At 43.5% G+C, this 17,234-nt stretch carries 9 protein-coding genes and 1 tRNA gene; 9 read left to right on the top strand and 1 reads right to left on the bottom strand.

The window, feature by feature from the left end; translation table 11 throughout:
- Positions 1-142 precede the first annotated feature (142 nt).
- From BQ8014_RS03730 to BQ8014_RS03745, 4 genes are all read left to right on the top strand, one after another.
- Positions 143-2,875 (top strand): DNA gyrase/topoisomerase IV subunit A, encoded by a 2,733-nt coding sequence (locus BQ8014_RS03730; RefSeq protein WP_080903187.1) that lies wholly within the window; start codon positions 143-145, stop codon positions 2,873-2,875.
- 2 nt (positions 2,876-2,877) lie between these two features.
- Positions 2,878-3,732: a DUF3316 domain-containing protein gene (locus tag BQ8014_RS03735; RefSeq protein ID WP_080903188.1), complete on the top strand. Its 855-nt coding sequence runs from the start codon at positions 2,878-2,880 to the stop codon at positions 3,730-3,732.
- Positions 3,733-3,748: 16 nt separating this feature from the next.
- Positions 3,749-4,756 carry a S41 family peptidase gene (locus BQ8014_RS03740; RefSeq protein WP_080905797.1) on the top strand — a complete coding sequence of 336 codons (1,008 nt, stop codon included), beginning with the start codon at positions 3,749-3,751 and terminating at the stop codon, positions 4,754-4,756.
- Positions 4,757-4,818: 62 nt separating this feature from the next.
- Positions 4,819-4,900 (top strand) — tRNA-Leu (locus tag BQ8014_RS03745).
- A gap of 273 nt (positions 4,901-5,173) precedes the next feature.
- Here the strand turns inward: BQ8014_RS03745 and BQ8014_RS03750 are convergent.
- Positions 5,174-7,735 carry a kelch repeat-containing protein gene (locus tag BQ8014_RS03750; RefSeq protein ID WP_080903189.1) on the bottom strand — a complete coding sequence of 854 codons (2,562 nt, stop codon included), beginning with the start codon at positions 7,733-7,735 and terminating at the stop codon, positions 5,174-5,176.
- A 761-nt stretch (positions 7,736-8,496) separates the two neighbouring features.
- Here BQ8014_RS03750 and BQ8014_RS03755 point away from each other — a divergent pair.
- From BQ8014_RS03755 to BQ8014_RS03775, 5 genes are all read left to right on the top strand, one after another.
- Positions 8,497-11,643 (top strand): SusC/RagA family TonB-linked outer membrane protein, encoded by a 3,147-nt coding sequence (locus BQ8014_RS03755; RefSeq protein ID WP_080903190.1) that lies wholly within the window; start codon positions 8,497-8,499, stop codon positions 11,641-11,643.
- Between the two features lie 14 nt (positions 11,644-11,657).
- Positions 11,658-13,586 carry a RagB/SusD family nutrient uptake outer membrane protein gene (locus tag BQ8014_RS03760; protein ID WP_080903191.1) on the top strand — a complete coding sequence of 643 codons (1,929 nt, stop codon included), beginning with the start codon at positions 11,658-11,660 and terminating at the stop codon, positions 13,584-13,586.
- 16 nt (positions 13,587-13,602) lie between these two features.
- Positions 13,603-14,364: a DUF3823 domain-containing protein gene (locus BQ8014_RS03765; RefSeq protein WP_080903192.1), complete on the top strand. Its 762-nt coding sequence runs from the start codon at positions 13,603-13,605 to the stop codon at positions 14,362-14,364.
- Between the two features lie 109 nt (positions 14,365-14,473).
- The gene (locus tag BQ8014_RS03770) at positions 14,474-16,687 is read left to right on the top strand and encodes a hypothetical protein (protein ID WP_234997976.1); all 2,214 of its coding nucleotides are present in this window, start codon (positions 14,474-14,476) and stop codon (positions 16,685-16,687) included.
- A 199-nt stretch (positions 16,688-16,886) separates the two neighbouring features.
- Positions 16,887-17,231: a translation initiation factor gene (locus tag BQ8014_RS03775; protein WP_080903193.1), complete on the top strand. Its 345-nt coding sequence runs from the start codon at positions 16,887-16,889 to the stop codon at positions 17,229-17,231.
- Positions 17,232-17,234: the final 3 nt, after the last annotated feature.

The following is a 17,234-nucleotide window of genomic DNA, read 5'->3' on the forward strand; positions in this document are numbered from 1 at the left end:
TCCTGTGATTTAATGACTGTTATAAGTCGATACGCCTACTTTGTAAAATGATTTTTTCTATACGAACCAATGTAGGTTATAAAAAGAAAATCATTTTATTTTTTTGTATATTTGCCCGGTACGCGTAAATGATAGAAGATAAATGAAGCCGGAAGACGAAAAAGACCAGGATGAAACAGAAGAGGTAGACCAACCGACGGAAGAAAATCCCGAAGAAGAGCAGGTGGAAAGTACCGCCCGTTCGGGATATCGGGCGCCCGGAAGACAAGCCGGCGACATTTCACACCATTTGTCAGGGATGTATCAAAACTGGTTCCTGGATTATGCTTCTTATGTCATTCTGGAGCGCGCCGTGCCTCATATCAATGACGGGCTGAAACCGGTACAACGGCGTATCCTGCATTCGATGAAGCTGCTCGACGATGGGCGCTATAACAAGGTTGCCAATATAGTGGGGCATACGATGCAGTTTCACCCGCATGGGGACGCTTCCATTGGTGACGCCCTTGTACAACTCGGGCAGAAAGATTTGCTGATAGACTGCCAGGGAAACTGGGGGAATATACTGACAGGCGATGGGGCGGCCGCTCCGCGTTATATCGAAGCGCGGCTCTCTAAGTTCGCCTTGGAAACCGTCTTCAATCCGAAAACAACCCTTTGGAAACTGTCCTATGACGGTCGAAACCGGGAGCCGGTCACCTTGCCGGTCAAGTTTCCTTTGCTGCTGGCGCAGGGAGTCGAAGGGATCGCCGTGGGGCTTTCCTCCAAGATCCTACCTCATAACTTCAACGAATTGCTGGACGCTTCCATCGCTTATCTGAAAGAAGAACCTTTCGTTTTATATCCCGATTTCCAAACCGGGGGAATTGTCGACGTTTCCAAATACAACGACGGCGAACGGGGCGGCTCTGTCAAAGTACGGGCGAAAATCAGCAAATTGGACAACAAGACGCTGGCCATTAATGAGATCCCCTACGGAAGGACGACTTCCTCCATTATCGAATCCATCCTCAAGGCAAACGATAAAGGAAAAATCAAAATAAAGAAGGTAGACGATAATACGGCCAGAGGCGTGGAGATACTGGTGCATCTGGCACCCGGCGTGTCGTCGGACAAAACGATCGATGCCCTGTATGCCTTCACCGATTGCGAAATCAGCATCTCACCGAACTGTTGCGTTATCAAGGATAATAAGCCGCATTTCCTGACTGTGAGCGACGTTCTCCGTCATTCGACCGACGAAACGCTGAACCTGCTGCGGACGGAATTACAGATCCGGAAAGGAGAACAGGAAGAGGCTCTGTTCTTTGTTTCCCTGGAACGTATTTTCATTGAACAACGCATATATAAAGATAAGGAATTTGAAAACGCCAAAGACATGGATGAGGCGGTTGTCCATATTGATTCCCGGCTGACTCCTTTCAAGCCGGATCTGATCCGGGAGGTGACGCGGGACGATATCCTTAAGCTGATGGAAATCAAGATGGGGCGTATCTTGAAGTTCAATGCGGACAAGAATGACGCGCTGATTGCCCAGATCAAGGAAGAAATCGCGCAGTTGGAGCATCATCTGGCTAATATCGTGGATTATACCATCGATTGGTTCCGTATGTTAAAAGAGAAATACGGTGCGGCCTATCCCCGGCGGACAGAAGTCCGTAGCTTGGATACTATCGAGGTGACTAAGGTGGCGGAAGCCAACGAAAAGCTTTATATCAACCGGGAGGAGGGATTTATAGGCACTTCGCTGAAGAAAGACGAGTTTATCTGCAATTGCTCCGACTTGGATGATGTCATTATCTTCTATAAAAGCGGACTCTATAAGGTGGTGAAGGTCTCCGACAAAATGTTCGTCGGCCCGGATATCCTATATGTCAATGTCTTCAAGAGGAATGATACGCGGACGATCTATAACCTGATCTACCGGGATGGAAAGAAGGGAGCTTACTACATCAAACGGTTCTCGGTAACCGGCATAACGCGTGACCGGGAGTATGATGTGACGAAAGGAACTAAAGGCTCTCAGGTCGTTTATTTTACAGCCAATCCTAATGGGGAGGCCGAAACCGTGAAGGTAATCCTGAAACCGAAGCCCCGGCAGCGGATGCTCGTTTTCGAAAAAGACTTCAGCGAGATCCTGATCAAAGGGCGCGGTTCACAAGGCAATATCCTAACCAAGGCGGATGTGCATAAGATCACTTTGAAACAAAAGGGAACGTCTACCTTGGGGGGGCTGATGGTTTGGTTCGATTGGGATGTACTCCGGTTGAACAACGACGGGCGTGGCGAAGAACTGGGTGAATTCAAAAGTGACGATCAGATCCTGGTGATTCACCGCAATGGGGATTATTATGTTACGAATTATGACCTGAGCAATCATTTCGACAATCATATCCTGACAATTGAGAAATATGACCCGGACAAAGTCTGGACGGCTGTTTATTATGATGCGGAGCAGAAGGCGCCTTATCTGAAACGATTCCAGTTGGAACCGAAAACATCGAAGCAGAATTTTCTCGGCGAGAACCCGCACAACACATTATATTTATTGACGGATGAGGCCTATCCGCGCATCGAAGTTGTATTCGACGGAAAAGATAAGGATACGCCTCCCCTGGTTGTGGAAGCGGCCGGGTTTGTCGGGGTGAAATCTTTCAAGGCGAAAGGCAAGCGTCTGACACAGAAGGAGGTGGAGACGATCAACGAACTGGAGCCCCTGATGGTACATCCGAAATCAAACGAAGAGGGCGATGAGCCTTCCGAAGGAGAAGAAGCGGAACCCACAGATCCGGATCCGGATGATCCGGATTCTCCGAAAAGCAACACGGACATTATTGATGAGATCACGGGACAAATGAAACTTTTTGATGAATAACTATGAGAACAGCATGCCTGATCGCTTTATTTCTCTGTCTAGGCCTTAGCCTCATGGCTCAACCGGACAACAAAAAAGAGGAACCCTGGTCGGTTAACGAGGGAACTTTGATAGGCATAGGGGGTTATAACATTAAGGATACCTATTTGTCTCCGTTAAAATATACCGGAGGAGGCGCCCGTATTTTAAATGAGCGGATGAAGGTCGTTTCGTGGGGGGATTACAATATCTCCCGGCAACAGTTGATCAACGTGGATGTTGCTTCCACAAGCAATCCGGCGTCGACATCCAACGATCTTTCCGGCTTTGTGGATTATTCCCTGGGTTACCACTATCGTTTTAAACCGCTTCCTTCGTTAAAAATCTTGACGGGAGCTTCCGTACGCGGTTCACTCGGGTTTATATACAACACGCGCAATGGGAATAACCCGGCGACGCTGAAGGCTGATCTCGATTTGAATCTTTCGGCCATGGCGATCTATCAGCTGATGATAAAGGATTATCCGCTGTATCTCCGTTACCAGGTGGAGACTCCCTTTCTAGGCGCTTTATTTTCGCCTCATTACGGACAATCGTATTACGAGATCTTTAACCAGGGGAATGACTCGGGCACGATTCAGTTCAGCTCTTATCATAATAAGTTTGCCATGCGGAATTATCTGACGGTCGATTTTCCGATAGGAAACGTCACCATGCGGGCCGGTTATCTGAATAGCTTGTATTATACCGATGTGAATAATATCGAGGTGCATATCGTTTCCCATTCTTTTATGATTGGATTTGTAAAGGAGTTTTTTTCTCTGGGCGGCAAAAACCTGAAGAAGAAAAAACATCTGTTCCGGAGTGCTTACTATTGATTAACGAATGATTAAAATGAAACACGGCACCCTCTTTATATTCCTTTTCTGCTTGTTGTTGGGCGGTTGCGAAAAGGCCGATGATTTTACGGCTGATCCGCGGACGAACTTCAACGCGCTCTGGAAAATCATGGATGAGCATTACTGTTTCTTTGATTATAAGGGTGTAGACTGGGATGAAGTCTATGATCGCTATGTAGGGCGGGTGGATACGGTGAAAGACCAGTTTGAATTATTCCAGTTGTTAGGCGAAATGTTGGCGGAAGTAAAGGACGGGCATACCAACCTTATCTCCAGCTTCGATGTTGCGCGTTATTGGGATTGGTATGAAAAATATGCGCGGAATTATGACAAGACGGTGCACGACTCCTATCTGGGGACAGGTACGGAGTATCGGAAGGCAGGCGGGCTGCTTTACAAACGGTTTGCCGGGTATACGATCGGATATATTTATTATGAGAGTTTCCAGTATGGGGTCTCGGAGAATAATCTCGATTATGTCCTACTGTATTTTAAGGATTGCAAGGGATTGATTATAGATGTGCGGGAGAATGGAGGAGGCTCCTTGACTTATTCCGACCGTATCGCTTCCCGTTTCATTGAAAACAAAATGCTTACGGGTTATATCCAGCATAAGACCGGCACTGGGCATAATGATTTTTCGGAACCTTATCCATTGGAACTGTCCCCGTCGGACAGGGTTCGCTGGCTCCGTCCGGTTGTTGTCATTACGAATCGCCATTGCTACAGCGCAACAAATGACTTCGTTTACAAAATGAGTTTGCTTTCGAATGTGACGTTGTTGGGTGACCGTACCGGCGGAGGAAGCGGCTTTCCGTTCAGTTCCGAGCTGCCCATCGGTTGGAGTGTGCGTTTCTCTGCCAGTCCGCTTCTGGACATTCATAAAAACCATATAGAATCGGGAATTGATCCGGATGTATTTGTGAATATGACTTCGTCGGATATCGCGAAAGGAGTCGATCCGTTGATTGACCATTCTGTCTCCCTGCTGCTGGAGAAATAACAGGAAAAGGAATAAATCATTTGTGTTTCTCCTAAAAACACGTATCTTTGCCCCGCAATACTGCGGCTGTGGTGTAATTGGTAGCCACGCCAGACTTAGGATCTGGTGCTTCACGGCGTGGGGGTTCGAGTCCCTTCAGCCGCACAGGTAAATCTTCAAAAACAAAATAAACTCTGATAATAACCTGATTATCGGAGTTTTTTTATTCTCCTGAAATCTTGTCAAAAAACAGGAATATGCGATTTAAAGCAGGTTTGTCGTTACTTAAACGTTACCTGTTAAACCCTGTCGAACGACGATTCTCACAGAATAAATCATCGTTGGGTTGCTGAAAAAATTCAGTTTAATCCAATCTGTTTATATAATTCGGTGAGCCCTTGGGTCGGTTATTCTTCTTGAACTAGAAAGAAAAGGAGCTCATGAATGTTTTTTGTATTCTTCACCCATGATCTGTTTGTAATCGGCGATAAATTGGATGTACCTTCTTTTTGCTTCATTGTGGGCATCGGTTTTTTGTAATGCCTGAATGAGATATTCGAATGCCGTCTCGTTTACAGGATCGATATTCAGCATTGCATTCGCGAAAGCGATTGTTACGGAGAAATTTCCTTCTTGATGGCTCTCTTCCATTTCTATCAACAGGAACGGCACTAATGCCTCCTCTATGATTTCTTTAAACTTGTCTATTTCCGGATCATTGGTGTCTTTTAAGAATTTCCCTCTTGAGATGATATCCAACAGTTCGTCACGGAAGGTACTCTTCGGAACGGCCGATTCCTTGATCTCCTGGAAATGGCAATAATCACAATAGCAATTCTTGTCCAGAATGAGTTTAAAAATCCCTTTTTCGTAAATCAATTTGATGCCGTCTAACTCTTCAAGCACTTTTCTCAGATTGCTGATTGTAACGCCACGTGAATTCTTTACTTTATTTTCCGGTTTGTTCGGCCACAACAGTTGGCTCAGTTCATAGGATGTAATACCCCCTTCCACACTATATTGCATGAGAATCAGGAAGGTCTGCTTTATCTTCGGGCTGAACAAGTAGGTGATGTCTTTCCCTTCCCTGTTTCTTACTGTAAACCTGCCAAATAAGAAAATGGCATTTGCTTTTATTTCCAAGGACGAATGTTCCGGATTATTGTCTGCAAATTGCTTTCCCTGTTGAATGTGCTCTTCCCTTTTGCGTTTGGCATAATACATTATTAAAAGTAAAAAACAGAGGGCGGCTCCTACTATTAATCCTCCGATCACACCGATTTGCCTTATGAGCGCCCCTATGTCTTGTGAAGTCTGGTATTTGTTCAACTCGGAAAAGGCGACGGGTGGGAAATTTAATGAATAGATCTTGACATTGGAGGCGATATCGTCATCAGCAAATTCCTGGACAATGGCGTAGAATTCCTCTAGCCTGGAATTAAAATAGAGACATGCATTTGTTTTGATCTTCTCGGAGTGGATAGGTATTGAGTCTCCCTTGATCCGAAAAGAACCGTCCTGGATGGAAAATTGGTAAAGTTTGAGAAAGGAATCGCTGAAATGCTCAGGATAACAGAGTGTATAGAAAGTGGATTCGTCAGCGATTATCAGATTTCTTGTCGGGACAATATTGTCCGATTTCCAAGGGATTTCCCACTTTTTTGTTACTTTCAATGTGTTTAAATCGATCTGATAAAAATCATAATAATACCTTCGTCCGACACTCTGTTCCCCCGATTCGTTTCCCATCCCTCCGAAAATGGATAAAGAATGATCCTTCGGCTGGTAAGCCATGGCAGAAAAATAGCGGGGAGTAATGACATCACCCGATAGGGGTAGTTCTTTCCACTTTCCGGTCACTAGGTTGAATTCATATAGTTTATTACTGTAATGTTGATTACCGAAACCGCCGAAAATATAGTATTTTTTTGCTGTCGTATCCATTGCAATTGCATGATGATGTAGTTGCATGCTGAATGAATCGCACCGAAAAGGTTCCCACGTATAATCTTCCAGATTTAGTAATGCCATATTCTCTCCTCCCGACTGGTTTGGCATAACTTCATACGCATAGAGGAAATTACTTCGGGGACTGATAAAATTGGTCGCCAGGTTTAAGCTTAAAGGGCAGGGGGAGGGATATTTCTTTTTTTGCATCTCTTTGCTTACGATCCGGAAAATAAAGATAGAGTCTTTGTTGAAATAGTAGATTGACTGTCTTTCTTCATTATAATTAGCTCCGGCGATCGTTTTGGAGGAAGAAGTTGCAATCAATTTCCAGTAATAGGAATCATCGATCAGCCATACGGGGTTTTGTACATTACCGACGACCTGTCCGTCGGTATCGTGAACTAGGTTTCCCTGGTTCTCATCAAAACGGAATGCATGGCTTGTCTTATGATCCTTTATGACCAGGTTTTTTATGATAATTGAAGGAACATCAATGAAATAATCGCTTCTTCCAAAGAAGAGGTGAGGATGGACTTTCGCAGGTAATGATATGCCTACTGTCTTATACTCAAATTGATTTATTTTCATTTGCAAGGAATTTTCCACAAGGTTAAAAAACAGGTTGACGTGTAATAAATGATTCTTTGCCTTGTTTCTTTTCAGGTTAGCCGTAAGGAGGCTCTGTTTGCCTTCAATATTAAATTTGAATTGGATGGAATCCCCCGCATTATTAAGAAACAGATTATAGATTTCCGGCGTTTCCGGCGTTTTCAGTCTAAATATATAACCTACATCCGAAGGGCCGGGCAGAGAGAGGTCGAAAGAAATATCCAGTATATCCTTAAAGATCGGCGACGAACCGGTAAAAACGCTATAGGAGGTGCGTTCATCGATTACTTTTTCATTCCCGTTAAACTTTATCCCCTGCGCTTCTACTCTCACCGGCATGAGAGAAATGAGAAAGCATAGGCAGAAAAAGAAATATATAAATGATTCAATTGGAAATTTCAATTTCAGGTGAATAAATATTTTATAGAAATAATTTTTCATCTATTATAAATTTAGAATTAATCATCAAAAAGTATGCAATAGATTGCCCGAGGTGAAAGACCCAAATGTAAGAGAGCTCTATCAAATATAGTTACTTCCGACGAATAATAGCAAAAGTATCCAAACAACGTTTAATATGCAAGTGGAAAAAGACCGGATTACGCCGTTGTGGAATAAATGATTGCATTATATGTATGAAATGAATATCAGCATGTTTCACTTTTGTCGATCAACAGTCGGAAAACAATGAATCCATGTGTTGAATTCCAGATAGATATAAACACAATATATTGTTTGACTAAAATTACCTCCCAGAATTGCCATTGTAGAAGTAGGTAAAACGCGCCACTTGGGAAATGTTTTACCCATGGTTTGGCAAGAGGGAGAATATGCTGGGCGAAAATCGCTGTATTATTTTTTATCTGTCGAATTTATGTGAAATTATGATTTAGATTATCAAAATAAAAATGAAAATAATCTTGATATAATCGTTATTTAATCGGAGAGATAACCACCTTGTGCGTACTTTCGAAAAAAAGAATTTTGGATGCGTTTGGGCCATACTCTTTTTAGGAGTACATATTCTTAATTACGATCTAATGTATTTTTTACCTGTCTCTAATAGTATTAATTTAAAAAACTGCTTATGAAATAATCTCAGTAAACCTTTTATGATTTCATTGTTATGAATATAATATGGCGCAATGAATGATCTTAAATCTTAAATTATTTATTTTTTAATAATAAACACAAATCAACGTATGAATAAACGAAAGACATGTTTCCTGGAGATTCTGGGGACGATTGTATTTCTATGGTGTTCTGCAAGTCTCTTTGCTCAAAATCCCAATCGTCCCTTTAGAATTGCTGGAATTGTTAAAGATCAGGCAAATGAACCTCTCATTGGAGCAAATATCACTGAAAAGGGTACAGCCAATGCGACTTTGACAGATTTAGAAGGAAAGTTCACTTTAAGTATATCGAGTGGGCAAACAACCCTTGTGGTTTCTTATGTCGGTTATCAACCGAAAGAAATTCCGGTAAGAAATCAATCCGAATTGGCAATAACCTTGGTAGAAGATAATCAGGTTTTGGATGAGATCGTAGTGATAGGATATGGCGTACAAAAGAAAGAAACACTGACAGGGGCAGTGGTAGCCATTAATAATTCTGACATCGTTACAACTAAAAATGAAAACGTGCAGAACATGTTGACTGGAAAGCTTCCCGGAGTCAGGGTGATGCAGAAGAGTAGCGAACCGGGATCTTTTAATAATACCTTTGATATACGGGGTATGGGTAATCCGCTAGTAATCGTGGATGGCGTTCCCCGGGATAATTTTAATCGGTTGGATGCAAATGATATCGAGTCCATTTCTGTACTGAAAGATGCATCTGCCGCTATCTACGGGGTTCGTGCTGCAAACGGTGTGGTTTTAATTACGACTAAAAAGGGGCAATCAGGGAAAGTTGATCTGGAATATGCCGGGAATTTCGGTTGGCAAAATCCGACAGGTTCTCCGAAAAGTGTGAGTGCCGCAGACTGGATGACGTTGCGGAACGAGAAGTTGATGCATAACGCCAACGGTGGTACTACCGCATACTCTCAGGAAGAAATCGATGCTTATAGAAATGGAACGAAAACGAGTACGGACTGGTGGGAGGAATGTATGCGAACCTTGGCTCCCCAGACGCAGCACTCTCTGAGTGCGACGGGAGGAAATGATAAGGTAAATTTCTATATCAGCGGAGGTTATATGTATCAAGAATCTTTCTTGAAGAGCGAAAGTTTGGATTATGATCGCTTTAATATTCGTTCCAATATTTCCGCCCAAATCACCAACCGGCTGAAAGTGGATCTGAATATTAGCGGCATACAGGATACGAAGAACCAACCTTACCAGAATGCCGATTGGATCATCCGTGCTTTCCAGCGGGCTCCGGCCATACAACCTGTTTATGCAAATAATAATCCCGATTATTTGATGTATGGCCTGATTGAAGGAGATAATCCGGTGGCTATGATGGATGCGGATGTGGTCGGTTATAAAAAATACGAGAATAAATGGTTTCAATCTTCCGCTACGGCTACCTATGATGTTCCTTATATTGAGGGTTTAGTGGCAAAAGCAACTTATAGTTATGACTATCAGATTGCAGATAACCGCATTTACCAACGGGAGCATAATTTATACGAATATAATGACGCATCGGGTATATACAATCCGAAAGGACGCCAGAGCCCGAGTACTTTCCGGCGCGAGTTTTATTCGAAACAAGCAACCTTGTATCAGTTCTCATTGAATTATAATCGGTTATTCAATAATGCGCATAATGTAACGGCTTTATTTCTTTTGGAAGGCTCAGAGAAGAAAGGAGATAATTTCTTTGCCCAAAGAGAGTTGGCTTTGGATTTGGACCAATTATTTGCCGGAAATTCAGAAAATCAGCAAGGAAGCATGAGTACAACTTATGACCCGGAAGGAAATAAAGATTTATATGAGACGGCAAATCTTGGTATTGTGGGACGTTTAGCATATGACTATCTATCAAAATACCTGGTGGAGTTCAGCTTCCGTGAAGATGGATCCTCCCTGTTCGGAAGCGGTCATCGTTGGGGATTCTTTCCTTCCGCCTCTTTGGGATGGAGAATTTCGGAAGAAGGTTTCTGGAAAAGCCTGCCACTTTCATTCGTAAATAACCTGAAACTTCGCGGTTCTTATGGGAAAATGGGAGACGATACCGCTTCTCGCTATCAATTCGTCAATGGATATACCTATCCGGCCGGAGGGGATTCCAATCGTTTGCCGGGTGGCTACTTCTTCGATGGAACTTTTGTGAATTCGGCTGCAAGTAAAGGATTGGTCAATCCGGGTATCACTTGGTATATAGCTAAGACATTGGATCTTGGGGTTGATGTAGAACTTTGGAATGGTTTGTTAGGCGGTTCTTTCGATTATTTCTCCCGCGAGCGGACGGGATTGTTGACCACCCGGACCCTTAGTTTGCCCAGCGTTGTCGGAGCGGATTTACCTCAGGAAAACCTGAATGGCGATCTTACCCGGGGAATAGAGTTGGAATTGACACATAATAATAGTATAGAAGATTTCAAATATAATCTGAAGGGTATCTTCTCTTATACTCGTATCAAACAAACCTACCAGGAACGGGCTAAAGCGGGAAATTCTTATGAGAATTGGAAGAATAATAACAATCAACGCTATTTGAACCAGCACTGGGGATACGATAGCGACGGCCGCTTTGTTTCTTACGAACAGATAGCCAATAGCTCAGTGTATTACAACCGTGGAACATTGCCGGGGGATTATATTTACCTGGATTGGAACGGAGATGGGAGAATTAATGATCTTGACTCACATCCGATCGCTTATGAAAACAGTAAATCTCCTTTTATCAATTTTAGTTTCTCATTGGGTGCTGATTGGAAAGGATTTGATTTGAATGTGCTTCTCCAGGGTTCGGCTATGTCGAATGTAAAATATGTGGAACAGCTCCGGGAGCCGATGTGGGGGAATGATAATTCGAATGCGTTGGCTTACTTCCTTGACAGATGGCATCCGGCCGATCCGTTAGCCGATCCGTATGATCACACGACGACCTGGTTGCCAGGTAAGTATGCTTACACAGGCTCTCTGCCTGATGAGAATTCGGCATTTAATGTACATGATGCCAGCTATCTTCGCCTGAAAAGTCTGGAATTGGGGTATACATTACCTTCCAAAGTCATAGCGAAGACAGGAATAAAGAACGCACGGGTGTATGTGAACGGATATAACCTGCTGACGATAAAGAGTATCGAACTGGATCCGGAACATACGAGCGACAGTTATGGAAACCTGTATCCTTTGAATCGTACTTTCAGTGTTGGTTTAAATGTTAAATTTTAAGTACTTTTAAAATTATGAGACTATTAAAATATATGGTTATCTTGTTGGTACTGCTTTGCGGAGCACCTGCATGTACGGACTTGGATATACCACCCATGAATATCGTTCAGGACAAAGATATTTTTGGCAGCGAAAACGGAATAAAGAGTTATCTGGCCCGTATGTACGGACAATTGCCTATCGAGGATTTCAGATATACCCCTAAACGAGGTTTGAACCATTTCTGGATTATTAGCCCGACACCTGCGGTCACAGGAGAAGCATTGAGCCGCGACCAGGGCGGGGCGATGACGGAAGATGAGAATAAATACTGGGGAGACGCCTACAAGCTGATACGCGATATTAATTATTTCATCAAGACACTTCCTGAATATGCTACGTCTTCTAATTTTTCCGAAACGCAAGTGAATACCTGGACGGGTGAGGCTTATTTTGTTCGGGCCGTCACTTATTTTGCACTGGCGAAACGTTATGGAGGAGTTCCTTTGGTTGATGAAGTACTGAGTTATCCGGAGCAAAGCATTGAGGAACTTCAAATACCCCGTTCTTCGGAGGATGCCACTTATGTTAAGATCGGAGAAGATTTGGATAAGGCCTACTCCCTTTTACCGGAAAGCAATCAAGCGGGAAGGGCAAATAAATATGCTTCTGCCGGATTTAAGTCAAGGATTATGCTTTATGCCGGTACTATCGCCAAGTATAATAAAATAACCTTCTTTGATACGGATCACAATCAATTATGCGGGATACCTGAAGAACGGTCTGGTTTTTATTTACAAGCCGGATATGATGCGGCTAAGCTTTTGGAGGGGAAATACTCACTTTACAAGAGTGGTTGGAAAGAAGGCGATAAAGAAGCCCAGTACCAAAATTATGTGGATTTGTTTTTTGCAGAGAACAGTCCGGAGAATATTTTTGTAAGGCAATATGGCTATCCCGAATCAGTGCATGGGTATGATTGTTATAATATTCCTTACCAATTTATGGTAGGCGGTTATTCTTCGGAAGTCAATCCGACCCTTGAATATGTCGAGATGTTTGACGGACTTCCCATGAAAGACGGAAAGATCGATGTTTATGACGCCGATGGGAAATATAATCTATATTCCAATCAAATGGATTTCTTTGCAAATGCCGAACCTCGTTTAAGGGCGACGGTGATTTTCCCGGGAGACTTATTTAAGAATGAAGTTGTAGAAATCTGGAGAGGAATCTATACCGGTGAGGTTGCCGGAGGTATTTCCCGGTTGATTCCAGTAGGTTCGAAAGATCGTTATGAGAACACATCCAGTAAAAGTCTATTGATTACATCTGCAACTCCTGAAACACAAGTTGTCAGGACCTTGCCTGACGGAACAAAAATGAATGCGGCTGGTCGCAGTGGTTGTTTTTATAGCCATACGGCCCAGGCCTTGTCCGGCTTTTCTATTCGGAAATGGATGAATCCTTCCATGCCTGCCGCGCAAGTGGTTGAGAACAGATCGGATCAAACCTGGATTGAATTGCGTTATGCAGAAGTATTGTTGAATCGTGCGGAAGCTGCTTATGAGTTGTTTTTAGCAGGGAAAGGTGCCAATTATAAAGAGGATGCTTATCAATGTATTAATCAGGTAAGAGAAAGAGCTGGCGCTATTCTGTTGACGAGTAGTGCAGATCTAAGCTCTATTGATATTATTCGCAAAGAAAGACGGAAGGAACTTGGCTTTGAGAATAAAACCTGGTGGGACTTAAAGCGCTGGCGTCTATTGGATAAGGAACAAAATGCAACGACTTATCGTATTTTGATGCCTTTCTATGTAGAAAAGGCTTCTAAATGGTTTTTTGATGACCGTTTTGATGAATTGAATAGGGTTTATACCTGGGATTCCAGATGGTATTACCAGGAAATACCGAGTGGTGAGATTACAAAGAGCCCGAATATTTTACAAAATCCTGGATATTAATAAAAGAACAAAGAATATGAAAAGAATCTTATATTATTTATCGTGCTATATCTGTATATTTGGAATCTCTTCTTGCGTTGATATCGATAATTATGATGAACCGGAAGAAACTTTGAAGGGAGAAGTGATAGATGTCAATACACAGAAACCGATGCAGACGGAGGTCAGTGACGGAGGCATACGTTTGAAATTAATGGAATATAGTTGGAGTGATAATCCTACCCCGTATTATTTTTATACGAAGCAGGATGGGACGTTCAACAATACAAAAATATTCAAAGGTAAATATAATATCGTACCTCAAGGTGCTTTTGTGCCGCTGGTACGGACGGATAATGCCGGTAATACTACGGTAGATGAAAGTCAAACGATAGAGATAAAAGGAACGGTAGAACTTCGGTTTGAAGTAGAGCCTTTCTTAAATGTCGAATGGGTCGGCGAACCTGTGTTGAACTCAAATGGAAGTATAACAGTTCAGGTAAAGGTAACCAGAGGGACTACCAATCCCAATTATCAACAGAATGTTACCGATATTGTGTTATATATTAATTCTTCGAGTCCTTATGTGGGTGAAAATAATTATGATAGCCGCTATACGAAAAGAATTACCGGTGATGAGGCAAATAATGCGATAGGGAAAGTGATTACCCTTACCACAAATGGATCTTTCTCTATGAACCGGGATTATTACGTTAGAGTGGGGGCCCGGATCGATTTTAGTGTAGAAGGTACCAAACGGTACAATTATAATGAATCTAAAACAGTAAAAGCGCTATGATATGGTAATGTACAAAAGATTTCTCTCTTTCTTCCATGGAGGGAGAGAAGTCTTTTTTTGATTAGAATTAATATCTCCAAGAGTAAAGTATCAATCTAAAATCGCAATCATGATAAAGAAAACACGTAGTATCTTTTGCGGAATAATCTTTCCGTTTATCCTTTTCCCGCTTGCCGGCAATGCGCAGAAAGCGGATCCGCTGCAGAAAGAAAAAACAGCCTTTCAGACATCCCAGCCATGGAAACCGGTTACTGATATAAGGGCCGATGTGGCGATTGTTTACGGAGTCGGTGGAAATCCGAGCGATAAGAAAAAGGGAGGAACATTCGAGTCTCGTGTGCAATCATGGAGAGATAAAGGTTATATTACCCACTTTATGACTGGAATAGCTTGGGGGGAATACCAAGACTATTTTACCGGAAAATGGGATGGAAAGTGGCATCTCGACGAAGGGCAAGTCCAACGTAACGGCGATACGATTTGGCATGGGCATATGGTTCCCTATATCGTACCGACGGAGAATTACCTGAAGTATATGAAGGAAATGCATGTTAAAAGGGTGATCGATGCCGGCATTGATGCTATTTACATGGAAGAGCCCGAGTTTTGGGCACGGGCGGGATATAGCGAGGCCTTTAAACGGGAGTGGAAGAAGTACTACGGATTCGACTGGCGTCCCCAGCATGAATCTCCTGAAAATACTTATTTGGCGAATAAATTAAAATATCAGCTATATTACAATGCATTGAATGAGGTTTTTACCTATGCGAAAGAATATGGGAAAAGCAAGGGGATGAATGTCCGTTGCTATGTGCCGACCCATTCGCTGGTCAATTATTCACAATGGCAGATTGTGAGTCCGGAAGCCAGCTTGGCCTCTTTGCCCTGTGTGGACGGATATATTGCCCAAGTATGGACAGGAACTTCAAGGGAGCCGAATTATTATAACGGAGTGGCGAAAGAGCGGGTTTTCGAAACTGCTTTCCTGGAATACGGCTCCATGGAATCGATGACTGCTCCGACGGGGCGCAAAATGTTTTTCCTTACCGACCCGATTGAGGATTGGCCGCGGGACTGGGCGGATTACAAAAAGAATTACGAAGCGACTTTCACCGCCCAGTTGTTATATCCCAATATCGCGGACTACGAAGTTATGCCTTGGCCCGATCGTATTTATGAAGGATTATACCGTACGAGTGAGGGCAGCGACCGGAAGGAAAGAATACCGCGCCATTACTCCACGCAGATGCAGGTGATGATCAATGCACTTAACCATATGCCGCTATCCGGCAATAAGGTGAGCGGTTCGGAAGGCATCAGCGTATTAATGGCCAATTCGTTGATGTTCCAACGTTTCCCGATCCATGCGGGATATGAGGATCCCCAGTTGTCCAATTTTTACGGACAGGCGCTGCCTTTCCTGAAGAGAGGCGTCCCGGTAAAGACGGTTCATCTGGAGAATGTGTCCTATAAAGAATCATTAAAAGGAACCAAAATACTGTTAATGACTTATTCCAATATGAAACCTCTCTCCCCGGAAGTACACGATCATATTGCCGCCTGGGTTAAAAACGGCGGCCTCCTGGTATATAGCGGGAGAGATAACGATCCGTACCAGTCGGTCAGGGAGTGGTGGAATACGGGAAATAACCGGTATGCCGTACCTTCCGGCCATTTATTCGGGAAGATGGGGCTGCCGGAATCCCCCGCCGAGGGAGAATATGCATACGGCAAAGGATGGATTTACATCCTACGTTCGGATCCGAAGGAATATGTGTTGACCGAAGGGGGTGATCATAAGCTGTTGGATGTCGTTACACGTTTCTATGAACAGAAAGCGAAAGCCGGCAAACTTACCTTTAAGAATAACTTCTATCTGGAAAGGGGCAATTATGTACTCATTTCCGTTCTTGATGAAAGCGTGAGCGCCGAGTCTTATGTTAAAAAAGGAACTTTTGTCGATTTATTTGATCCGCAATTGCCTGCCATTTCAGAGAAAGTGGTCCGGCCCGGCCAGCAAGCCTTCTTATATAATGTAGATGCCGTATCTGACAAGGCAAGACCCCAAGTCTTGGCTTCCGCGTCCCGCGTATATGAAGAAAAGCGAAGCGGGAAAACATATTCGTTCGTAGTGAAAAGCCCGTTAAATACGACGAATGTCATGCGCATCCTTCTTCCCCGCAAACCGGTATCCTGTTCTGTTAAGGATTCCAATGGAACAGCCATTGACGGCATGCAATGGAATTGGGATGAAAAGAGTAAAACCTGCCGGATGAGCTTTGAAAATAATCCGGAAGGTGTATCTGTTTCAGTTAATTTGTAAACCACTAATTGAGTATGTGTGGGGGGCGTCTGATTCCAGGCGTCCCTTTTTTAATGCCTTAACGGTCTATTTCACGCAACCGAGCGGTAAGATCCCGGTTGCCGTTATCCGTTCCTGCCCCATCGGATGATTCCATGGCTGGATTAGGTGAATTGCTGATTTTTCTGTACTTTGCAGCCGAATTTTTAGATGGATTGTGATGAAAAATAATGACTGGAAAGACCGTCTGGGGGTCATGTATTCGACTAACCCGGATTTTGCCTACGAAAAAGGCGAGACGGAAGAGGAGGAGACGCTTCCGAAAGAAAAACAACTGCTGCGCATCCTGCTGGATAAGCGCAACCGCGGGGGGAAGGTCGTGACGCTGATTACCGGTTTTCGCGGTAAGGATGAGGATTTGATGGCTTTGGGCAAGTTGCTAAAGGTGAAATGCGGCGTCGGCGGTTCTGCAAAGGACGGGGAGATATTGGTGCAGGGGGACCTGCGCCAGAAAATCCTTGACATTCTCCTGAAAGAGGGTTACACTAAAAGCCGGATCATCTGACTC

The sequence above is a fragment of the Parabacteroides sp. Marseille-P3160 genome, assembly GCF_900162725.1.
Lineage (GTDB): Bacteria > Bacteroidota > Bacteroidia > Bacteroidales > Tannerellaceae > Marseille-P3160.